The organism is Leclercia adecarboxylata (genome assembly GCF_006171285.1).
GTDB lineage: Bacteria > Pseudomonadota > Gammaproteobacteria > Enterobacterales > Enterobacteriaceae > Enterobacter > Enterobacter barmai.
The window spans coordinates 3,652,834-3,673,954 of the sequence record NZ_CP040889.1; the positions used below are offsets into that span (position 1 = coordinate 3,652,834).

Here is a 21,121-nt window from a genome sequence, read left to right on the forward strand (position 1 = left end):
GGAAAAAACCGCTTCTTGCGTATTTTTATCTTATTTTTCTTAAGATTAATCTTAAGTTCAATCTCGATTCATTTTTAGTTAATTGACTTAAATTTACCCGAATATAATATGTACACATAGCTTGCTAAGTAATTTTGCAAAGTAAATATTAATTGAGAGTAAATCTCACCCTAAAAATTTCTTCGAATTTATCCGGTGTGACTTTTCTGGCGCAGCGGCTCGCTTTATCCATAAAAATTGAAACAGGCATCATAATAATGTTAAACGTATATTGTAAAAATAGTCGCCCGGAAAAGGCGATTGACGCAATTATTGCCGCTACGGCAGATTACCCCAATAAAACGTTAAAGAAATGGCAGAAAATTATTACCGCCGATTCTGAATACGTGCACGTATTGATTAGCGGCGAAGTCGAGATACGCCGACGCTCTGACGAATTAAGTATGTTTACCATGCGCAAAGCGGGTTTTTTAGGCATCTCCGCTATCTATAACAGGGCCTCTCATATGTATGGCCTGGTCCGTGACACCACCATTATTCGCACCATCAAACGTGATGAATTTGAACGTATTCTCAGCGAGAAAAATTTATGGTCCGAGTTCAGCCAGCTCCTTATCTGGTATATCGACGTGCTGAGTAAACGCGATGACATCCTGGTTGCCCGCAGTGCGTATTCCGTGGTTCGTGAGTTCCTTATCGAAATAAATGAACTCATTGTTCACCAGAATCGCGATATTAACGTTTACGATTACATTCAGGAATACACCAGCCTGGCGCGCAGCACCATTATTAAAATTCTTTCAGACCTGAAAAAAGGTCACTATATTGTGGTCGAGAAAGGTAAATTGATAAATATTACCAGCCTGCCAGAACGCTACTGATTATCTGCTAAGAATCTCCATCGGGTAACGCCGGTGGGGATTTTTTTAGCATATGAGTATCTATATTTAATGAGATGGTCACTCCCTCCTTCCCGGTACTATGCTGAGGACAGGCTTTCATTCGGAGAACTATCATGGAAAACATTGCGCTCATTGGTATCGATCTGGGTAAAAACTCTTTCCATATTCATTGCCAGGATCGTCGCGGGAAGGCTGTTTACCGTAAAAAATTTACCCGGCCAAAGTTGATCGAATTTTTGGCGACATGCCCCGCTACAACCATCGCAATGGAAGCCTGTGGCGGTTCTCACTTTATGGCACGCAAGTTGGAAGAGTTGGGGCATTTTCCTAAGCTGATATCACCACAATTTGTCCGTCCATTCGTTAAAAGTAACAAAAACGACTTTGTCGACGCCGAAGCTATTTGTGAAGCTGCATCGCGTCCGTCTATGCGTTTTGTACAGCCCAGAACTGAATCTCAGCAGGCAATGCGTGCGCTGCATCGTGTCCGTGAATCCTTGGTTCAGGATAAGGTAAAAACAACCAATCAGATGCATGCTTTTCTGCTGGAATTTGGCATCAGCGTTCCACGAGGAGCTGCCGTTATTAGCCGACTGAGTACCCTTCTTGAGGACAATAGTTTGCCTCTATACCTCAGCCAGTTATTGCTGAAATTACAACAGCATTATCACTATCTTGTTGAGCAGATTAAAGATTTGGAATCCCAGTTGAAACGAAAGTTGGACGAAGATGAGATTGGACAGCGCTTGCTGAGCATTCCCTGCGTCGGAACACTGACAGCGAGTACTATTTCAACTGAGATTGGCGACGGAAGCAGTACGCCAGCAGTCGTGACTTTGCGGCGGCAACAGGGCTAGTGCCTCGACAGTACAGCACGGGAGGTCGGACGACATTGCTGGGAATTAGTAAGCGAGGTAACAAAAAGATCCGAACTTTGTTGGTTCAATGTGCCAGGGTATTCATACAAAAACTGGAACACCAGTCTGGCAAATTGGCCGATTGGGTCAGGGATCTACTGTGTAGGAAAAGCAACTTTGTCGTCACTTGTGCTCTGGCAAACAAGCTGGCCAGAATAGCCTGGGCCCTAACGGCACGACAGCAAACTTATGTAGCATAACGGCAGAAATACACCGGTTTAAAGAATCACTGATCTGGTTTTGCGAATACTGATATTGATGATACTAACGGCCCACCGGCCTGTTGAGGAACCTGTAAAACGGAAAGGCTCATTGAAGCCGTATATTTTCTGGAGGTTCATCAGGCGCGGAACTCATCGAGGCGCGGGAATAAAATCCCATTCAGACGCCGGATAGATTCAAGCAAGCCAATTTATCGTCAAAATCGGTGTTGCAAAAACGGGAGTGACCATAGATTCCTTTTTTAACGCTGCCGTCTGGTTTATCACCCGATTATCCGTCTCTGTGTCGGATTGCGTCTCATCCACCGGTTCATCCGGCACTTTCCCCTGCGAAATATCCTGCTGCTGTTCTTTTAACGCTTCCATAAACCGCTCTTTTAACGACACGGAATCTGTCTCTTGTTCAGCACCATGGACATCGGGCAAGGGTTCACTGGAAATATCACTGTCCGGGGCTTGCTGCCAGTCTGAAGATTTATCCATGTCAGGATCGTCTGATGGCATCGGCGGCGCGGTATATTTTTCGGGTACAGGTTTCGGCTCAGGGAACGGTTTTGAAACATACACATAATGCATATCGGAAAGCTGCGTATCCGGCTGCACGACATTAACCGGTTTTGGCTCTGGTGCCGGATGCCGCAGATTCCAGTAAATATGGGCGTACAGCCCGGCGATCAAAATCGCCCCCAGGCAGCACAGGCAGGCCAGAGTTCTGAGCAGTATTTTATTGATTGAGGGGAGGCGGTAGGAGAACCATACCGCCTCGCCGGTATTAAAGCTGCGCTGTGCAGCGAGGCAAATAGTAGACATTATTGCGTTTTTCCTTTCGCCAGGGTGTGGGTCGCGGTGTCTGCGGTCGGCGTCAGTATCGTCGGCGTCGTGTTATTCACCCGCATCAGCTGCATCAGGGTCTCTTCACCCGGCATGCCGTCAACGTTCAGCTGGGTCTGCGCCTGGAATTCGCGGGTGCGCTTCACCAGCGCCTGCGTCCAGGATTGGGCATGGGTTTCAGGCTCATGCAGCGCCTGGCTGAGTTGCGTATCGATCCAGTCCAGATCCTTGCTGCTGCTGGCGGCTCCGACTTCATCCTGTCCTGCCGGCGTCAGTCGGTGCAATAAGGTGTAATTCCCGGTGGCGTGGGCGTTAAACCAGCTGCGCTTCACCTGCCAGGTACGATTGTTCATCAGCAGATCAAGGGAATCCGCGCCTACTCGCGCGACGACCGCATAGTTGAGGTGATCCCCGGTTCGCAGCTCGCTCACCCACGGATACCCCTCTTTTTCCAGCGCCGTCAGCGCGGCGTTCCCCTGTTTACAGGCGAGATTCACCCGGGCGGCATTCTGGCAGAGCGCCTCTTCTGAGGAAGGATCGTAGCCCCACATGGTGTAGAGCTGATGCATGGCGTCCGGTGAATTGACCACCTCTTTCTCAAGCGTCGGCACGACCGGCGCTTTCGGCGTAGGGACAGGCTGTTTCCAGCTCACGGGCACCGGCAGGTGCACAGGGAGTTTTGCCGTGATGGCGGAGGAGAAGTACCAGCCGCTGGCGGCAAAGAGCACGCTGGCGAACAGGCCAACCGTCGCCAGGGTTTTGCCGTGCGTCTTACGCGGCAGCACTTCGCCCGCCGCCAGACGTAAATGACGGGCACCCACCGCAGGGGCGCGCTCGGTCCAGGCCGCCAGCAGCGACAGGTGTGCCAGCGCGTTCAGCTTGCTCACCGACCCTTTGGTCAGGGCATGCATCCGGCGCACGCGGGCAGGAATAAAGGGCGAGGTTTCGGCCCCGTGCTCCTCGGCCTGCGCCTGAACATAGCTCAGCACTTCGCGGCAGGTAAGCGGGCGCAGGGTATGGCGGGTATGCACCCGGGACGCGAGGCCAGAGTGGTTCATCAGACGCGCTTCCTGGTCCGGGGTACCGGTCAGGACCAGCGTTAACGACAGACCAGACTCCTGCGCCCGGGAGAGCAGCATGCCCAGCGCTTCCCAGCAGTTATCCCGCATCGCCTGAACCGCCGCGACAGTCAGGACCAGACCGGATTTTTTACAGGACGGATATTTCTCCTGCCACTGGCGCAGCACGCCGTCAATGGCGTGAATTTTGTTGCTGGCATCTTTTGCCTGGGCGCTGAGTTTATACAGCAGGCCCTTCGCGTTCAGTTTCGGAAAAGCATTAACCGCCACCCCGGCGGCGCTTTTCGCCAGCAGGTGAGCGGTGAAGGTGTTCAGCAGCTCCTCGTCATCGCCAAACAGCGCCACAATGCCAGGCACGGTCGATTTCTCTGCCAGCATGCCGAAGACATCCTGATGATAAGGCGCAAAGAATGTGCCGCAGGGGCGGGCTGCGCTCCTGAAGGGGTGGCGGGTAAATTTAAAATGACTGAGGAACATAACGCTTCACCGTTGTATTTCATTGACCAAATGTCAGGCAGGAAAGTAAGGGAAGGGGAGAAGGGGGTCAATTTTGCCCGAGGAGAAAAATAACCTGTGCTGATTGGCTAACATCGGTTATTTGCTGGGTCAATAATTTTCTTTATTAAAGTTAACGGCGAACCCGATGGAGCGGGAGGCACATCATTATTACTATTTCCGGGTTTTCAGGTGCAGCGCCAGGCTGCTGATCCCTGCATTGACTAAAAGGTCAGTTTTAAAATGAAAATGCAGTTCTATTCCCGATATATTGCGCCCTGCGTGATGTTTGTCCTGCTGATATTCAGCGGCCAGCAGGGGTATGTCGTTTTTAAAGAGTATAAAAAGGTGGCTGATTCCGATCCGGATAACGCGTCCGCGCAGTCCCGTACGCAGCAGGCAGAGCAGGCCTTTGCTCTTTTCCAGCCTGCGGTTAACCAGGCGGTGACGCAGCAGGTGGCGAAAAAGAGCCTTTCGGCTGAGGTCGACGGCATTATCAGCAGCGACGAGGCGTGGCTTTCTTTCGCCGTCATCAAAACGCCTGGCGGACAGAAGAGCCTGCGCGAAGGCGACCCGCTGCCGGGCTACAGCGATGCGTTTATAGAAGAGATTAATAGCGACAACGTGGTGGTGAATTACGAAGGCGACCGGCAGGTGCTGGCGTTAAAACGCCCGGACTATTTTAAAGGCGATATTAATCCCTCTCCGGCAATAAAGCCGAAAATCGATGCCGGGGCCGATAATTTACATCTCGACGATTATTTAGTGCTGAAGCCTTATATCGAAAAGGGTCAGCTCGAGGGCTATCAAATAAAGCCCAAAAATGCCTCCTCCTTTTTTAGCCATAGCGGGCTGGAAAAGGGCGATGTGGTAGTGAAAGTGAACGCCGTCGATATGACGCGCGCGGAGCAGGCGAAAAGTATTATCGCCAGCTGGTCGAAAATGAGAGAAGCGGAAGTCGTAGTCAGACGCCACGCTCACCTTGAAAATATTCGGGTTAATGTTTTAACCAATTAACAAGTGTAATGAGATGAAGAAATTTCCCTGGGCATGTATTGCGCTGACAGCCGCCTCTTTTATTTCCAGTTCCGTGATGGCGGCGAACTTTAGCGCCAGTTTTAAGAACACCGATATTCGCGAATTTATCGATACGGTAGGCCGTAACCTGAATAAAACGATCCTCGTCGATCCGTCCGTTCAGGGCAACGTCTCGGTGAAGACCTATAACGTGCTGACGGAGGATGAGTATTATCAATTCTTCCTGAGCGTGCTGGATCTGTATGGCCTGTCGGTGATCCCGATGGATAACGGCATGGTGAAAGTGGTGCGCTCCACGGTGGCGCGCACTGCGGGCGTACCGCTGGCGGACAGTAAACACCCCGGCAAAGGGGATGAGATCATCACCCGCGTGGTGCGGATGGAAAACGTGCCGGTGCGTGAGCTGGCGCCGCTGCTGCGCCAGCTGAACGATGCCTCCGGCATTGGTAACGTGGTCCATTTTGAGCCCTCCAACGTGCTGCTGCTGACCGGTAAAGCCTCGGTGGTGAACCGGCTGGTGGATCTGGTGGAGCGCGTGGATCGCTCCGGCATGCAGCGTCGCGAAATTGTCCCGCTGCGCTATGCCTCGGCCAAAGAGCTCTCCGACATGTTGAATAACCTCAACAACGAAGAGCAGAAAGGCCAGAACGCGCCGCAGCTGGCGACGAAAGTGGTGGCCGATGACGAGACCAACAGCCTGGTGATCAGCGGCTCGGAAGATGCCCGCTCGCGCACCCGCTCGCTGGTGAATCAGCTCGATCGCGAGCAGAACAACGAAGGCAATACCCGCGTCTTCTACCTGAAATATGCCAGCGCCAGCAAAGTGGTGCCGGTACTGACCGGGATTGGCGAGCAGCTGAAAGACAAAGCCCCGGCGGCGAAAAGCAAAACGGCGAGCACCAACAGCGATCTGAATATTACCGCCGACGAAGCCACCAACTCACTGGTGATCACCGCCCAGCCTAACGTGATGAACTCGCTGGAAAAAGTGATCGACAAGCTCGATATCCGCCGTCCGCAGGTGCTGGTGGAAGCGATCATTGCCGAAGTGCAGGACGGCAACGGCCTCGACCTGGGCGTGCAGTGGACCGGCAAACATGGCGGCGTGCAGTTTGGCGCCACCGGTATGCCAATCAGCCAGATCAAGAGCGGCGCCATCAAAGGGGCCAGCTTTACTGGCCTGGCGACCGGCTTCTTTAACGGTGACTTTGGCGCGCTTATGACCGCTCTTGCTACCGACGGTAAAAACGACATTCTCTCCACCCCGAGCGTGGTCACCCTGGATAACAAAGAGGCGTCGTTTAACGTCGGTCAGGACGTGCCGGTGCTGTCCGGTTCCCAGACCACCAGCGGCGATAACGTCTTTAACTCGGTGGAGCGTAAAACGGTCGGTACCAAGCTGAAAATCGTTCCCCAGATCAACGATGGCGACATCATTCATCTGAAGATCGAGCAGGAAGTCTCCAGCGTTGACGCCAGCGCGACGGAAGACGCCAGCCTCGGTCCAACCTTCAACACCCGTACCATCAACAACGAAGTGATGGTGCACAGCGGGCAGACGGTGGTTCTCGGCGGATTAATGGAGAACGTCACCAAGCAGAACGTCTCGAAAGTGCCGCTGCTGGGGGATATCCCGCTGGTGGGACAGCTGTTCCGCTACACCTCACAGGATACGTCGAAACGTAACCTGATGGTCTTTATCCATACCACCGTCCTGCGTGACGACGACAGCTACAGCGCGTCGTCGAAAGAGAAATATGACCAGATCCGCGCGCGCCAACAGCAGCGTATGGAAGAGAAAAAGCTGGGCATTATTTCCAATAATGATAACGCGGTGCTGCCGGCCTACCCGTCTAAGGGCTCCGCCACCACGGCGGCCACCCGCAATCCGTTTAAAGAGTAAGGGGGTGGCAGATGGATGAACTCAGCAACGCCTTATGCACCAGCAGCTTTGCCAAGGATAACGGCGTCCTGTTTTATCAGGATCAGGTCTATGTCCGGGACGATGCCCCGGCGTTTGCCCTGCTGGAGATGCGCCGGGTGCTGGCACGCTCCTTTACGCCGGTCATCCTGACGCCGGAGGCCTTTGACGAGATGCTGGCCAAAATCTGGCAGCAGAACAGCGGCGTCTCCCAGCAGCTGGTGGATGATATGGACGCCGATATCGATCTGATGGCGCTCACCGAGGAGATCCCCGACAACGAGGATCTGCTGGATAACGACGAAAACTCGCCGGTGATCCGCCTGATCAACGCCATTCTGGGCGAGGCGGTAAAAGAGGGCGCGTCGGATATTCATATCGAAACCTTCGAGCGCACGCTGAGCATCCGTTTTCGCGTCGACGGCGTGCTGCGCCCGGTGCTGCAACCGGCGCGTAAACTCGCGCCGCTGCTGGTGTCGCGCATCAAGGTGATGTCGAAGCTCGATATCGCCGAAAAACGCCTGCCGCAGGATGGGCGTATTTCGCTGCGTATCGGGCGTAAAGCCATCGACGTGCGTGTCTCCACGATTCCCTCGCAGTACGGCGAGCGGGTGGTGATGCGTCTGCTCGATAAAAGTAATCTTAAGCCGGACATTAACAAGCTGGGGCTGATAGACGAAGAGCTACAGCAGCTGAAGGGACTGATTGGCCGTCCGCACGGCATTATCCTGGTCACCGGCCCGACCGGTTCCGGGAAAAGTACCACCCTGTACGCCATTCTGTCGGCGCTGAACGGGCATGAGCGCAATATCCTCACCGTTGAAGATCCGATCGAATATGAGCTGGAAGGGGTGGGGCAGACCCAGGTCAACCCGCGCGTGGACATGACCTTTGCCCGCGGGCTGCGCGCGATCCTGCGCCAGGACCCGGACGTGGTGATGATCGGTGAAATCCGTGACGGCGAAACCGCGCAAATTGCGGTGCAGGCCTCGCTCACCGGCCACCTGGTGATGTCCACGCTGCACACCAACAGCGCCGCAGGGGCCATTACCCGTCTGCGCGACATGGGGCTGGAGTCATTTTTGATCGGTTCATCGTTGCTCGGTGTCATTGCCCAGCGTCTGGTGCGTCGGCTGTGCGTGCACTGCCGGACCACCAGTCCGCTGGACGCCAATGAGAAAGCGCTGTTCAGCTTTATGGACGCGCCGCCAAAAGCCATTTACCGCGCCGTGGGCTGCGAGCACTGCCGCCAGAGCGGGTATCAGGGTCGGGCCGGGATCCACGAGTTCCTGGTGGTAGACAGCACCATGCGCCGGGCGATTCATGAAGATAAAGATGAAATGGCCATCGAGACCGAGCTGTTCAGACAGGCCTACAGCCTGCGCGAAAACGGCCTGCTGAAGGTTATCTCCGGCGTCACCTCGCTGGAAGAGGTGATGCGCATCACCGCCGAGCGCGGGGGAGATGAATAATGGCGTGGTATGCGTGGACGGCCACCAGTGCGGCGGGAAAAACCCAGCGCGGCACCCTGCAGGCCGAGGGGCCAAAGCAGGTTCGCCAGACCTTGCGCGAGCAAAAGCTGATGCCGGTGAGCATCACACCGACCCGGGAGCCCTCCACTGCCGGGAGCGCGCAGAAGGGGATCAAACTCTCCACCCCGGTGCTGTCGATGTTTACCCGCCAGCTGGCGACGCTGGTGAACGCCGCCCTGCCGCTGGAGAGCGCCCTGAAGGCGATTGCGAAGCAGTCGGAAGATAAAAAGCTGGCGGCGATGGTGAGCGAGATCCGCGACAAAGTGGTGGAAGGGCATACGCTGTTCGACGCCTTCAGCCAGTTTCCGCGCACCTTCGACAAACTCTACTGCACGCTGGTGATGGCCGGGGAGAAAACCGGTCATCTCGGCGACGTGCTGGAAAAACTGGCGGAGTACAACGAGCAGCGCCAGAAGATGAAAAGCAAGCTCAGCCAGGCGATGGTCTACCCCATCACCCTGACGGTGGTGGCGGTGGCGGTGATCTGCATCCTGCTGGTGGCGGTGGTACCGCAGGTGATCGAGCAGTTTACCCATATGAAACAGCAGCTGCCGATCACCACCCGCACGCTGATCGCGGTGAGTGATTTTCTGCAGGCGTACGGCATCTACATTGGCGGCGGGCTTGTCGCCGGATTTATCGGCTTTAAAAGCTGGCTGAAGAACGCGAAAAATCGCTTTCTCTGGCACCGCTGGCTGGTTAACGCCTCGCCAATCAAAAAACTGGTGTGCGCCATCAACAGCGCGCGCTACATCCGCACCCTGAGCATCCTGCAGGCCAGCAGCGTGCCGCTGCTGGAGGGGATGTATATCGCCATGGACGGGATTGAAAACCTCCATGCCCGTCAGGTGCTTGAGCAGGCGGCGGACACCGTGCGTCAGGGGGCATCGTTATATGCCGCGCTGGAGCAGGCGAAATTATTCCCGCCCACCATGCTGTACATGATCGCCTCTGGCGAAGAGAGCGGCGAGCTGGGCAACCTGATGGACAGGGCAGCTGAAAACCAGGAGTCCGCATTACAGCATCGAATTACCTTAACGCTGTCGGTATTCGAACCGGCGCTGGTGGTCTCAATGGCGACCATTGTTCTGTTTATTGTGATGTCAATATTACAACCGCTTCTGCAACTTAATAATATGGTAGGTTAATTATGTCCATGAAACGAAAAAACCTGGCTCGCCAGGCGGGCTTTACTTTGCTCGAATTAATGGTGGTGATTGTTATTCTCGGCGTGCTGGCCAGTATGGTGGTACCCAATTTAATGGGGAATAAAGAGAAAGCCGATACCCAGAAAGCCACCAGCGATATTGTCGCCCTGGAAGGTTCGCTGGATATGTACAAGCTGGATAACCACCGTTATCCCACCACGGAACAGGGCCTGCAGGCGCTGGTCACCAAACCTGAAATCGCGCCAATCCCGAACGGCTACCGCGCCGATGGCTATATTCGCCGTCTGCCGCAGGATCCCTGGGGCAGCGATTATATTCTGGTGAGCCCGGGCGAGCATGGCGCCATCGATGTATTTTCCGCAGGGCCGGATGGCGAAGCCAATACCGCAGACGATATTACCAACTGGTCATTTGATAAAAAATAATGAACAGGCAACGCGGCTTTACCCTGCTGGAAATTATTCTCGCGCTGGTGATATTTGCCAGTTGCGCCATGATGGTGGTTTCCACAATACCGTCGCGCAGCGGTGCGGATATATTTGGCCAGCAATTAAAAGCCGTTGTTGAATATGGTTCCGATCGCGCGGTAATGGACGGAAATATCCTGGGGCTGGTCATTACGACGGATAAATATCAGCTGATGACGCTGGAAGAAAAAAACGGCGAACACCGCTGGGTTCCGCTGGCGCAACGACGTATCAACACCGGGGGCGATTTCCCTGAGGAGATGCACGTTTCGCTCACCCCGCAGCGCCTGGCCGCGACCCCTGATGCCGAACCGCAGATCGTCTTTTTACCGGACGGCGAGATGAGCCGTTTCACCCTGACGTTACAGAGCGCCGATAAAGAGCACCACTTCCGGGTGGTGTCCCAGGGCGCGCCACCGGTTACGGTAGAAAACGATGGCTAAACCTGATGCATCGCAGCGCGGCATGACGCTGCTGGAGGTGATGGTCGCCCTGGTGATCTTCTCCACCGCAGCGCTGGCGCTCATGAACTCGGTCTCCCTGAACGTGCGTTTTACTCACGGTCTTGCCGATACCCTACAGGCCAGCTGGGTCGCCGAGAATCAGCTCGCCGAAGCGCAGCTCACCAAAAGCGAGTTTCCCGATGCAGAGCAGAAGGGGACCGAACTGATGGGCGGGCGCAACTGGACCTGGCACATGCAGCGGGTTAAAACCGCCGATAAGCGCTGGGCAGATGAGATCCTGGTCTATGCCGAAGGGGATGAGAGCCAGCCGGTTGTGGCGATGCGGGTTCTGCCGCCGGGAGAGGAAAAGTGAAAAAACGGCAGAATCAGCGCGGGTTTACGCTGCTGGAGATCATGATTGCCCTGACCATTTTTGCGGTGATCAGCACGCTCGCCTGGCAGATCCTCGATGGCGCAATGCGCACCAGCAACGCCACCGATCGCAGCGCGACCCGGCTCAATCAGATCCAGCGCGCCTGGAGCCTGCTGGAGCGTGATTTTTTTCAGCTGCAGGCCCGGGCACCGCGCAATGAACCCGAGGTATTTCGCCAGGACGATAACGCGATTGAGCTGACCACCCTCAACGGCGTCAGCGGCAACGTTCAGTTAGAGCGGGTGCGCTGGCGCTTTGAAGATCACCGGCTGTGGCGTGACGTCTGGCCGACGATAGACAGCCCGGCGGGCGTCAAACCGGAAGAGGTGCCGATTGTCGCAGAGGTGAAATCCGTCCAGTGGAGGTTTTTCAGCGAATCATGGCAAAAGCGCTGGAGTGAAAGCGCGCATCAGCCGGATGGCGTTGAGCTGACGCTGACCATGGAGAGCGGTGATACCTGGCGCTGGGTCTTTACCACCCCGGGCGACATGCCGCAGCCGCAGGTCGCCGTAAAAGAAGCAGAGAAACCAGAAGGCGCACCGCCCGAGGCCGCGCAGGAGCAGGCCGCAGAACCCGCGCCGGGGAGCCAGCCATGAGTCAAAACACGCTGAAAAAGCAGCGGGGCGTCGCCCTGCTGGTGGTGCTGATCCTGCTGGTGCTGATGTCGGCGCTGGCATCGAAAATCAGCCAGCAGTTCAGCCGTAATCTGCAGAAAACTCACTATCAGGTGAGTCAGCAGCAGCTGCGCTGGGCAATTCAGCGCCAGGAGCAGGCGGTGAAAGAGCGGTTGCAGACCGCCGCCAGCGGCGAGAATCCTCTGGAGCCGGACGGCGAATGGCATCAGCCCCTTGAGACACAGGGGGAGTTTTACACGGTGGTGAGCCAGGTTGAGGATGCCCAGGACTGCTTTAACGTCAATAACCTGCTTACCGAGGAGAAGATGGCGAAAGAGCAGGCTGCGTCACCCTTGCCGGAGAAATCGTCTGAACAGCTGACGGTCGAGCAGCTGCTGGCCGACGCCGGACTGGATCAGACCACCGCGGAGCAGGTTTATCAGCAGCTGGTGGACTATCTGGATGGCGACAGCGTCACGGCGAAAGAGGCACAGGAGACCGACGCCTGGGCTGGCGTTCAGCCCGCGCGCCTACCGGCCAACCAGATGATGCGCAACATCAGTGAAATCAGGCTGCTGCCGGCATTCCCGGCGGCGGCCTATACCAAAGTCAGCGCGCTGCTGTGTGCCCTGCCGGACGCCAGCAGCAAAATTAACGTCAACACCCTCAAGCCGGAGCAGGCAAAGCTGCTGGCGGCGCTGTTTGCGGGAAAACTGACGGAGGATGACGCTACCCGGCTGCTCGCCGCACGCCCGGAGGCGGGGTGGGAAAACATGGAGGCCTTCAGCAAGGCGCTGGAGCAAAACTTCCCGCAGCTGAAGGATGATTTAACTCAGGTTGCCGAACGGGTGGCCGTTAACAGTCGCTACTTCCGGGTCAACTACACCGGCAACACCGACGATTTAACGCTGCGCGTGGTCAGCCAGCTTCAGGTCAACACTGAAGCGGGCGAGATCGTCACGTGGCAGCGTCGTTACCGAATGATTGAATAACAAAAGCCGATACCGATGAAAAAGATACTTTTTATTCGTCCCGATAGCCGTGAGGACGGGACGATTGCGTGGTGCGAATCCGGAAGCCAGCAGGTGAATACGCTCAGCGGCATGGCAGCGCTGGCGACCCTCGCAGACCATCCCCTGGCCTCGCGCGTCTGTCTGCTGCTGCCCGCCAGCGAGACGATCTTCCGCCACTTCTCCCTGCCAAAGAAAGGACTCGGCTCCCAGGCGACGCCGTTTTCGTGGATGGCGGAAGAGACGCTGATCGGTGACGTCGACGACCTGCACTGGACGGTGTTAAGCAAAAAAGGGTGTGAAGTGGACGCCGTTGCCATCGATGCCCGGCGCCTGCGCGGCTGGCTCGCCTGCTTTGAGCAGGCCGGGCTGAAGGTGGTCCAGGCGCTGCCTGACGCCTGGCTGCTGCCGGTTGCGGACGGGGGAACCAGCCTGGTGTCGCTGGAAGATAGCTACTGGCTGCGCTTTGCCACCGGGGAGGCGTGCGAAGCCGACGCCGCGCTGCTGCCGCTGCTGTTGCAGAAAACCGCGGGCGGGGAGGTGCGCTGTTATGGCGACGCCCCTGCCAGCGTCGCGGTGGATGAAACCCTGCCCTGGCAGCATCCGCTTGCGCTGATCCAGCCCCAGTGGCAGGGCTGTCGGGCCAACGTGCTGCACGGCGAGTTTAGCCCCAATGGTGCCCGGAACGGCACGCCCAAAGGGTTGAAAGGGGCGATGGTGGCGCTGGCGCTGCTCAGCGTCGGGCTGCTGCTGGGGCCGAGACTGGCGATGGCCCTGATGCTGGTGCAGCAGGAAAACCATCTCCAGCAGGAGATCGCCACGGTCTATCAGTACCATTTCCCCAGCCTGCGTCAGCAAACCAATATTAAGTATCACTTTGGTCAGAACCTGAAGAAGGTCAGTAAAGGCGTCTTCCTGCAGATGGACGACCTGAATACGGCGAAACAGCGCGTGCCGGGTATGGAAGTGAACCTGCTGGATTATGACAGCGCGCAAAACAGCTGGACGCTCAGCACCAGCAGCCAGGACAGCGCCTCGCTACAGGCGTTTATTTCACAGACCAGTGCGGATTTTGATTTCTCGCTCCAGCCGGTTTCAACGGCAGCGCCCTTTACCGCCATGATCACGGGGAAACATAAATGAAAGCACGTGTCGCTCAATTCAAAGCGCGGTATCAAAATTATTCTGCCCGTGAAAAGCAGTTGATTAAATTCGGCGCCGCGGCGCTGTGTTGTGCCGTCGTCTATTACGGCGGCATGGTGCCGCTGGATAATATGATTAAAAATAGCCAGGCAACGTTAAAGCGCCAGACAGAAACCCTGACCTGGATGCGCAGCGAAATAGATAAAAATCACCTCCAGGTGCAGCAATTAAAAACCGATAATCCGCGCAGCGTGGTAGAAAACAGCGCGCAGGAAATTAAGCTGCCGTTAAATGACGTGCGCCAGGAAGGGCAGGGATTATCATTTGTTGTACCCCGGGTGGATATTAATGAGCTGAAAAACTGGCTGCGTGAAATTAATGCCGCCGCGGGTATCCGGCTGGAGAAAATGAAGCTGACGCCTGTCGACCACCAGCGTGACGTTAAAGCGGAGATCCAGCTTAGCTGGAAAAAAGCCTCATGATCGCCTTTGCCCTGTTCCGGGAGAGCAGCCCGGCGCTTTTCAGCCTGATGAGCGCCGTGTTCGGCGCGATTATCGGCAGCTTTCTTGGGGTAGTGGCAGAGCGTATTCCGCCGATGCTGCTCGATGATGAGACGCGGATTAACTTACTTTTTCCGGCCTCGCACTGCCCGGCGTGCCAGCACGATTTAGCCTGGTGGGAGAATATCCCCCTTGTAAGCTGGCTGGCGCTGCGTGGGCGCTGCCACCACTGCGCCAGCGCTATCCCGCTGCGCTTATGGTTACTTGAACTCTTTTCCTTTCTGTTTTTTGGCGCCACCGCCTGGTGTATTCCGGATATCCCGGCGCTGTTTTCACTCTGGCTGTTAAGCGCCTTTTTGCTGCCGCTGGCCATCATTGACGGGCGGCACATGCTGCTGCCGGACTGCCTGACCCAGCCCCTGCTGTGGGCCGGGCTGCTGGTTCACCTTGTTCACCCGACGCTGCCCCTTCGCGATGCTATCACAGGCGCGATGGTGGGCTATCTCTCGCTCTGGCTACTTTACTGGGCGTTTCGCCTGACGACCGGCCGCGAAGGTCTTGGCTACGGAGATTTTAAGCTGCTGGCGGCGCTGGGTGCCTGGTGCGGCTGGCAGGCGCTGCCCACGGTGATATTGCTGGCGTCGTTAACGGGGCTGATGGGGTATTTCATTTTTATTAAATCCGGCAATAAAACCGCGCAAATTCCCTTTGGTCCCGCGCTGGCCTTTGCGGGTCTTATTACCTTTATTCTGCAAATTTTCTCGCTCATTGCCTGAGTAATCCTGTCAATTCTTTTTTGAAATTTTTTCGACAAGGTAATCGCGTGAATCATCATTTTTTTGCGAATACCATTTACGCTATGAACTGCATGCATTGCTAATTTCTTTCGAGATTACAAAGAAACTTAAAAACATTACAAGTGGCGATGTATTTAAGCTTTTTACAATCCATGCTGGTTTTATTTCATGTTTACGGAAGACATGACTTTTACGTTCACAAATAAGTTATCGGGAAATGAGAATGAAATTTTTGAAGCCTAAATACCTGGCACTTTTTGTTGCGGCGGCAGCCAGCCCTGTATTTGCAGCAATTCCAGGTGTGCCGTCGTTGACCAGTGGAAATGATAAATTTTCCATTATTGAAGTGGATCAATCCGCTCAGGATTATAATAACCTGGTAAAAGTTCACGACGGTGCCGATGTTAAGGTTGAGTGGAACGTCTGGAGCGGCGATGCGCCAACCTCAGCGAAAGTACTGCTGGACGGCCAGGAAGTCTGGTCTGGTGCGAGCAGCACCTCTGGCTCCGCAACTTTTAAAGTCAAGAAAGGCGGCCGTTATCAGGAGCAGGTTCAGGTATGTAACAGCAGCGGCTGCAACACCAGCGCCAGCAAACTGATCATCGTGGCGGATACTGACGGTAGCCACCTGCAGCCGTTAACCACTACCCTTCACGAGAACAACAAAGCGTTCGCCAAACACACTGATAAAGTGGTTGCGGCCTATTTCCCTGAGTGGGGCGTGTACGACCGTAACTTCACCGTCGATAAAATCCCGGTTGCCAACCTGAACCACATCCTCTATGGCTTCATTCCAATTTGCGGTGGCGATGGCATCAACGACAGCGCCAAATCCTCCGGCGCGCTGGAATCCCTGAAACGCGCCTGTGCTGGCCGTCAGGATTACACCGTGGCCATTCATGACCCGTGGGCGGCTCTGCAAAAACCTCAGCAGGGCGTGACCGGCTGGGACGAGCCGTACAAAGGCAACTACGGCCAGCTGATGGCAATGAAAAAAGCCAACCCGAACCTGAAGGTTCTGCCTTCCGTTGGCGGCTGGACCCTCTCCGACCCGTTCTTCCAGATGGACAACAAAGTGCTGCGCGACCGCTTCGTCGGCTCAGTGAAAGAGTTCCTGAAAACCTGGAAAGTGTTTGACGGTGTGGATATCGACTGGGAATTCCCGGGCGGCGGCGGTGAAAACGCTAATCTCGGCGATCCGCAGAAAGATAAGGCGACTTATACTGCGCTGATGCACGATCTGCGCGCCATGCTGAACGAGCTGTCAGCCGAAACGGGCCGTACCTACGAACTGACCACCGCTATCGGTGCCGGTAAAGATAAGATCGAAGATGTCGATTACACCACGGCCCAGCAGTATATCGACCACATCTTCCTGATGAGCTATGACTTCTACGGCGGGTGGAGCAACACCGATCTGGGTCACCAGACTGCGCTGTACGGTGCTTCCTGGAAACCGGACACCAACTACACCACCGATAACGCGGTGAAAGCGATGCTCGACCAGAACGTACAGCCGGGCAAAATCGTGGTGGGTGCGGCGATGTACGGTCGCGGCTGGACCGGCGTCCATGGCTACACCGGCGACAATCCGTTTACCGGTACTGCCACAGGTAAAATCCCTGGCACCTGGGAAGCCGGGATCGTTGACTATCGCGTGATTGCCAACCAGATGAAAGGCAAGCCAGGCTGGGAGTACAAATACGACACCGCGGCAGAAGCGCCATACCTCTTCAACAAGGCGACCGGCGAGCTGCTGAGCTATGACGATGCCCGTTCCGTTGAAGCCAAAGGCAAGTACGTTCTGAACAAAAACCTCGGCGGTCTGTTCGCATGGTCTATCGAATCCGATAACGGCGACATCCTGAACGCCATGAACGAAAGCCTGCTGGGCGGCTCCTCCTCTGATGAGCCAGCGGACACCAACCATGCGCCGGTTGCTACCGCCGCTGACCAGACCGTCACCGGCCCGGTTACCGTGACCCTGGATGGCTCTGCTTCTTCTGACCAGGACGGCGATGCGCTGACCTACAAGTGGACGCAGATTGCCGGTACCACGGTCAATATTGCGAACAGCACCTCCGCTAAAGCCTCCTTTAGCGTGCCGGCTGTGACCAGCGACCAGACTCTGGCCTTCCGCCTGACCGTTACCGACGCTAAAGGCCTGTTCAGCACCGCGAATGTCCAGGTTGTGAACAAAGCGCCAAAAGCGAACCAGGTACCTGTGGTTAACCCAATGCAGGACGTTACCCTGGAAGCGGGCCAGACTCAGTCCCTGCACGCTCAGGCATCCGATCCGGATGGCGATGCACTGACCTACAGCTGGAGCGTACCGGCAGAGCTGAACGCGACCGGTGCTAACACCGACAGCGTCCGCATCACCGCGCCAGAAGTGACCTCTGAAACCAGCTACACCCTGAGCGTGATGGTGGGTGACGGTAAAGACAGCGTGCACTCAAGCGTACAGGTTAACGTTACGCCGAAAGCCGCCGATCCAGCGGATGACGTAACCCCACCGGCAGACGACGTAACGCCGCCAGCCGATGAAGACACCACGCCGTCTGACGAAGGCGCGGCAGGTAGCTGCGATAACCCTGTTGATGCCAACGCCAGCAAATATGCCGCGTGGAGCAGCAGCAAGGTCTATAACAGTGGCGACACCGTCAGCTTCGACAACCTGGTCTGGAAAGCGAAGTACTGGACGCAGGGCAACCAGCCTGGCTTCGGTGTGGATGCATGGGAACTGGTCAGCCAGGTGAAATTCGGCTGGAAATCTGATGTGGTTTACAACGGTGGCGACACCACGACTTATCAGGGTTCCGTATACCGTGCCAAGTGGTGGACCCGTGGTGACAACCCGGCCAACAGCGATGTGTGGGTGAAAGAAGGCGCAGCAACAGACTGCAAATAATCATCCTTCTCTGAGAGTGCGGAGGGGCTTCTCGTCCGCACTCACTGACCGCGCCTCTCCGGGCGGTCAGTACACCAGCGGCAGGCGGTTGAGGAAATGAAACGTTTTATTTTTCTGTTGTTATTAATCAGCCAGGGCGCATTAGCCAACTGCTGGAATTCTGCCGGGCAATATTACCATGTCGACCCCTGGTTATTATTTGCCATTGCGGACGTAGAGTCCGGATTAAATCCCAATGCGGTCGGTTATAACCATGATGGTTCACGTGATGTTGGGTTGATGCAAATAAACAGTTCGCATTTTTCAGAGCTGGAAAGAAAAGGCATTGATGAGTACCGGTTAATGGCTGAGCCCTGCACCTCTATTATGGTCGGTGCATCCATTCTCTCCGACATGATTAAAGTCTACGGCTATAACTGGGAAGCGGTAGGGGCTTATAACGCCGGGCTGAAACCCGAAAATTTCCCCCAGCGCAGAATATACGCCAGAAAGGTCTGGGCTAAATACCAAAGAATAAAAAGGATGTCGCAGTTCCATTAATCAGGCTGCTTTTTTTGAAGAATATCTGACAGGTGTTCTTCACAAAAAATGTTGCCGTCCCGGATTTATTTATTAATGGATTAATACATAAATCGAGACCGTACTGGTTATTATCGTTTTTAACAGGAACAACGTAAATGAATAAAAGGACATTACTGAGCATTCTGGTCGCGGGCGCGTGCGTGGCACCTGTCATGGCGCAGGCAACCATGCTCAAAGCGAAAAGCAGCGAACCCTATACCATGAAAGCCAGCGACCTGGCCAAAAAGGAAAAGGCGTTAACGGATTTCCCGCTGATGAAGTCGGTCAAGGCGACTATCCGTACTCTGGATAACGCCCAGGTGGAGCTGATTGAGCCGGGTAAAGCGACCAACCCGGATAACGTGAAGCGTGTTGAAAGCATTCTGAAGGAGAGCGACTGGGAGTATCTCTTCCCGCTGCGCGCCAAAGATTACAGCTACAGCAACTTCCTGAAGGCGGTAGGTAAATTCCCGGCACTGTGTGACAACTACACCGATGGTCGCGACAGCCTGGCCATTTGCCGCAAAGAGCTGGCAACCATGTTTGCCCACTTCGCGCAGGAGACCGGCGGGCATGAGTCCTGGCGTCCTGAAGCTGAATGGCGCCAGGCGCTGGTTTACGTCCGCGAGATGGGCTGGAGCGAAGGCCAGAAGGGCGGCTATAACGGCGAATGTAACCCAAGCGTGTGGCAGGGCCAGACCTGGCCGTGCGGCAAAGACAAAGACGGCGATTTCCTGAGCTACTTTGGCCGCGGTGCAAAACAGCTCTCCTACAACTACAACTACGGTCCGTTCTCGGAAGCGATGTTTGGTGATGTCCGCACGCTGCTGGACAAGCCGGAGCTGGTGGCCGACACCTGGCTGAACCTGGCGAGCGCCATCTTCTTCTTCGCCTACCCGCAGCCGCCGAAACCGAGCATGCTGCAGGTTATCGACGGTACCTGGCAGCCTAACGATCGCGATAAAGCTAACGGCCTGGTGCCGGGCTTCGGCGTGACCACCCAGATCATCAACGGCGGCGTAGAGTGCGGCGGTCCGACTGAAATTGCCCAGTCTCAGAACCGTATCAAGTACTACAAAGAGTTCGCCAACTACCTGAAGGTTCCGGTGGCGGAAAACGAAGTGCTGGGCTGTGCCAACATGAAGCAGTTCGATGAAGGCGGCGCGGGCGCACTTAAAGTGTACTGGGAACAGGACTGGGGATGGAGCGCGGATACGCCGAGCGGTAAGACCTACTCCTGCCAGCTGGTGGGTTATCAGACGCCATTCAGCGCATTTAAAGACGGCGACTACACCAAATGCGTGCAGAAGTTCTTTAACGTCAATATCGTTAATGACGACGGCACTCCGGTAACGCCGGGCGATGATACGCCAGCGGACAACACCCCGGCTGACAATACTCCGGCAGACAACACGCCAGCGGATAACACCCCGGCAGATGAGACCCCGGCAGATAACACGCCAGCGGTCGTCAACCATACGCCGGTAGCGGTCATCTCCGGCCCGATTGGGGCAGTTGATGCAGGTGCGCAGGTCTCCCTGAGCGCAGAGAACTCCACCGACGAAGACGGTAACAAGCTGACCTACACCTGGCGCTCCCAGGACGGCCAGACCGTAAGCGGTGAAGACAAAGCGGTGGTCACTTTCACTGCGCCAGAGTCCGCGACGGCTCAGCAGTATGAGATCAGCCTGGACGTTAACGACGGCGAGCTGAGCAACACCACCACCTATCTGCTGAACGTCAAAGCGAAAGCGCAGACGCCAGCGGGGGATGAAGGCAGTTCCGACGCTTATGCGGCGTGGAGCGCCAACAGCAAGTACAACGCAGGCGATATCGTGAACAACCACGGTAAACTGTTCCAGTGCAAGCCGTTCCCGTACAGCGGATGGTGTAACAGCGCTCCGGCATACTATGAACCAGGCGCAGGCCTGGCATGGGCAGACGCCTGGACCGCACTGTAAAAGCACAACGGCAACCGAAAGGTTGCCGTTTTAGTTTCGCCGGGTGGCGGCTTCGCCTTACCCGGCCTACAAAACCAGGCCTTGTAGGCCGGGCAAGCGAAGCGCCCCCGGCACCGCGAGTGAGGGAACCAGACCCCGTAGGCCGGGCAAGCGAAGCGCCCCCGGCGCCCGAGTGA

18 protein-coding genes and 1 pseudogene are annotated in these 21,121 nt (G+C 55.8%); 17 read left to right on the top strand and 2 right to left on the bottom strand.

Features of this window, described 5'->3' with window-relative positions; genetic code table 11:
• The first annotated feature begins 257 nt into the window (after positions 1–257).
• Both FHN83_RS19210 and FHN83_RS19215 read left to right on the top strand, forming a co-directional pair.
• Positions 258–881, top strand: coding sequence for a helix-turn-helix domain-containing protein (locus tag FHN83_RS19210; protein WP_139564645.1), 624 nt, complete (start codon positions 258–260; stop codon positions 879–881).
• Positions 882–1,015: 134 nt separating this feature from the next.
• Positions 1,016–2,019, top strand: a pseudogene (locus tag FHN83_RS19215) (IS110-like element IS4321 family transposase).
• Between the two features lie 198 nt (positions 2,020–2,217).
• Here FHN83_RS19215 and FHN83_RS19220 read toward each other — a convergent pair.
• Both FHN83_RS19220 and FHN83_RS19225 read right to left on the bottom strand, forming a co-directional pair.
• A complete protein-coding gene (locus FHN83_RS19220) occupies positions 2,218–2,850 on the bottom strand; it encodes a hypothetical protein (protein ID WP_139564646.1) in 633 nt (210 codons plus the stop codon).
• Entirely contained in the window at positions 2,850–4,427 is a 1,578-nt protein-coding gene (locus FHN83_RS19225; protein WP_139564647.1) for a peptidoglycan-binding protein, read from the bottom strand. The genes FHN83_RS19220 and FHN83_RS19225 overlap by 1 nt, the downstream gene beginning before the upstream one ends.
• A gap of 303 nt (positions 4,428–4,730) precedes the next feature.
• Between FHN83_RS19225 and gspC the strand changes: the two genes are divergently transcribed.
• The 15 genes from gspC (at position 4,731) to FHN83_RS19300 (ending at position 20,945) form a co-directional block, all read left to right on the top strand.
• The gene (gene gspC / locus FHN83_RS19230; protein WP_039029635.1) at positions 4,731–5,462 is read left to right on the top strand and encodes a type II secretion system protein GspC; all 732 of its coding nucleotides are present in this window, start codon (positions 4,731–4,733) and stop codon (positions 5,460–5,462) included.
• Positions 5,463–5,475: 13 nt separating this feature from the next.
• Positions 5,476–7,386 carry a type II secretion system secretin GspD gene (gene gspD / locus FHN83_RS19235; protein WP_039029532.1) on the top strand — a complete coding sequence of 637 codons (1,911 nt, stop codon included), beginning with the start codon at positions 5,476–5,478 and terminating at the stop codon, positions 7,384–7,386.
• 11 nt (positions 7,387–7,397) lie between these two features.
• Positions 7,398–8,876: a type II secretion system ATPase GspE gene (gspE, locus tag FHN83_RS19240; RefSeq protein WP_139564648.1), complete on the top strand. Its 1,479-nt coding sequence runs from the start codon at positions 7,398–7,400 to the stop codon at positions 8,874–8,876.
• Complete coding sequence (gene gspF, locus FHN83_RS19245; RefSeq protein WP_139564649.1) at positions 8,876–10,084, top strand: type II secretion system inner membrane protein GspF; 1,209 nt, start codon at positions 8,876–8,878, stop codon at positions 10,082–10,084. Before gspE ends, gspF begins: the two co-directional genes overlap by 1 nt.
• Positions 10,085–10,086: 2 nt before the next feature.
• Positions 10,087–10,530 (top strand): type II secretion system major pseudopilin GspG, encoded by a 444-nt coding sequence (gene gspG, locus FHN83_RS19250; RefSeq protein WP_139564650.1) that lies wholly within the window; start codon positions 10,087–10,089, stop codon positions 10,528–10,530.
• Entirely contained in the window at positions 10,530–11,015 is a 486-nt protein-coding gene (gene gspH / locus FHN83_RS19255; RefSeq protein ID WP_139564651.1) for a type II secretion system minor pseudopilin GspH, read from the top strand. Before gspG ends, gspH begins: the two co-directional genes overlap by 1 nt.
• Positions 11,008–11,388 (top strand): type II secretion system minor pseudopilin GspI, encoded by a 381-nt coding sequence (gspI, locus tag FHN83_RS19260; RefSeq protein WP_039029528.1) that lies wholly within the window; start codon positions 11,008–11,010, stop codon positions 11,386–11,388. Before gspH ends, gspI begins: the two co-directional genes overlap by 8 nt.
• The gene (gene gspJ / locus FHN83_RS19265; RefSeq protein ID WP_139564652.1) at positions 11,385–12,044 is read left to right on the top strand and encodes a type II secretion system minor pseudopilin GspJ; all 660 of its coding nucleotides are present in this window, start codon (positions 11,385–11,387) and stop codon (positions 12,042–12,044) included. The genes gspI and gspJ overlap by 4 nt, the downstream gene beginning before the upstream one ends.
• Positions 12,041–13,054 carry a type II secretion system minor pseudopilin GspK gene (gene gspK, locus FHN83_RS19270; protein ID WP_139564653.1) on the top strand — a complete coding sequence of 338 codons (1,014 nt, stop codon included), beginning with the start codon at positions 12,041–12,043 and terminating at the stop codon, positions 13,052–13,054. The genes gspJ and gspK overlap by 4 nt, the downstream gene beginning before the upstream one ends.
• Before the next feature lie 15 nt (positions 13,055–13,069).
• Positions 13,070–14,215, top strand: coding sequence for a type II secretion system protein GspL (gspL, locus tag FHN83_RS19275; protein ID WP_139564654.1), 1,146 nt, complete (start codon positions 13,070–13,072; stop codon positions 14,213–14,215).
• A complete protein-coding gene (locus FHN83_RS19280; protein WP_139564655.1) occupies positions 14,212–14,697 on the top strand; it encodes a type II secretion system protein M in 486 nt (161 codons plus the stop codon). Before gspL ends, FHN83_RS19280 begins: the two co-directional genes overlap by 4 nt.
• Complete coding sequence (locus tag FHN83_RS19285; RefSeq protein ID WP_139564656.1) at positions 14,694–15,491, top strand: prepilin peptidase; 798 nt, start codon at positions 14,694–14,696, stop codon at positions 15,489–15,491. The genes FHN83_RS19280 and FHN83_RS19285 overlap by 4 nt, the downstream gene beginning before the upstream one ends.
• A gap of 244 nt (positions 15,492–15,735) precedes the next feature.
• On the top strand, positions 15,736–18,423 hold the full coding sequence (locus FHN83_RS19290; protein ID WP_139564657.1) for a glycosyl hydrolase family 18 protein: 2,688 nt from the start codon (positions 15,736–15,738) through the stop codon (positions 18,421–18,423).
• 96 nt (positions 18,424–18,519) lie between these two features.
• On the top strand, positions 18,520–18,963 hold the full coding sequence (gene iagB, locus FHN83_RS19295; RefSeq protein WP_139564658.1) for a type III secretion system invasion protein IagB: 444 nt from the start codon (positions 18,520–18,522) through the stop codon (positions 18,961–18,963).
• 137 nt (positions 18,964–19,100) lie between these two features.
• Positions 19,101–20,945, top strand: a complete 1,845-nt coding sequence (locus FHN83_RS19300) for a chitinase (protein ID WP_139564659.1) — start codon at positions 19,101–19,103, stop codon at positions 20,943–20,945.
• Positions 20,946–21,121: the final 176 nt, after the last annotated feature.

What these genes read in the sequence shown, in the direction of transcription:
- gspK (WP_139564653.1), top strand. Translation starts at nt 12,041, where the DNA reads ATGAGTCAAAACACGCTGAAAAAGCAGCGGGGCGTCGCCCTGCTGGTG.
- gspC (WP_039029635.1), top strand. Translation starts at nt 4,731, where the DNA reads ATGTTTGTCCTGCTGATATTCAGCGGCCAGCAGGGGTATGTCGTTTTT.
- FHN83_RS19280 (WP_139564655.1), top strand. Translation starts at nt 14,212, where the DNA reads ATGAAAGCACGTGTCGCTCAATTCAAAGCGCGGTATCAAAATTATTCT.
- gspG (WP_139564650.1), top strand. Translation starts at nt 10,087, where the DNA reads ATGTCCATGAAACGAAAAAACCTGGCTCGCCAGGCGGGCTTTACTTTG.
- gspD (WP_039029532.1), top strand. Translation starts at nt 5,476, where the DNA reads ATGAAGAAATTTCCCTGGGCATGTATTGCGCTGACAGCCGCCTCTTTT.
- gspI (WP_039029528.1), top strand. Translation starts at nt 11,008, where the DNA reads ATGGCTAAACCTGATGCATCGCAGCGCGGCATGACGCTGCTGGAGGTG.
- gspE (WP_139564648.1), top strand. Translation starts at nt 7,398, where the DNA reads ATGGATGAACTCAGCAACGCCTTATGCACCAGCAGCTTTGCCAAGGAT.
- iagB (WP_139564658.1), top strand. Translation starts at nt 18,520, where the DNA reads ATGAAACGTTTTATTTTTCTGTTGTTATTAATCAGCCAGGGCGCATTA.
- gspL (WP_139564654.1), top strand. Translation starts at nt 13,070, where the DNA reads ATGAAAAAGATACTTTTTATTCGTCCCGATAGCCGTGAGGACGGGACG.
- FHN83_RS19290 (WP_139564657.1), top strand. Translation starts at nt 15,736, where the DNA reads ATGAAATTTTTGAAGCCTAAATACCTGGCACTTTTTGTTGCGGCGGCA.
- gspF (WP_139564649.1), top strand. Translation starts at nt 8,876, where the DNA reads ATGGCGTGGTATGCGTGGACGGCCACCAGTGCGGCGGGAAAAACCCAG.
- FHN83_RS19285 (WP_139564656.1), top strand. Translation starts at nt 14,694, where the DNA reads ATGATCGCCTTTGCCCTGTTCCGGGAGAGCAGCCCGGCGCTTTTCAGC.
- FHN83_RS19225 (WP_139564647.1), bottom strand. Translation starts at nt 4,427, where the DNA reads ATGTTCCTCAGTCATTTTAAATTTACCCGCCACCCCTTCAGGAGCGCA.
- gspH (WP_139564651.1), top strand. Translation starts at nt 10,530, where the DNA reads ATGAACAGGCAACGCGGCTTTACCCTGCTGGAAATTATTCTCGCGCTG.
- FHN83_RS19210 (WP_139564645.1), top strand. Translation starts at nt 258, where the DNA reads ATGTTAAACGTATATTGTAAAAATAGTCGCCCGGAAAAGGCGATTGAC.
- FHN83_RS19300 (WP_139564659.1), top strand. Translation starts at nt 19,101, where the DNA reads ATGAATAAAAGGACATTACTGAGCATTCTGGTCGCGGGCGCGTGCGTG.
- FHN83_RS19220 (WP_139564646.1), bottom strand. Translation starts at nt 2,850, where the DNA reads ATGTCTACTATTTGCCTCGCTGCACAGCGCAGCTTTAATACCGGCGAG.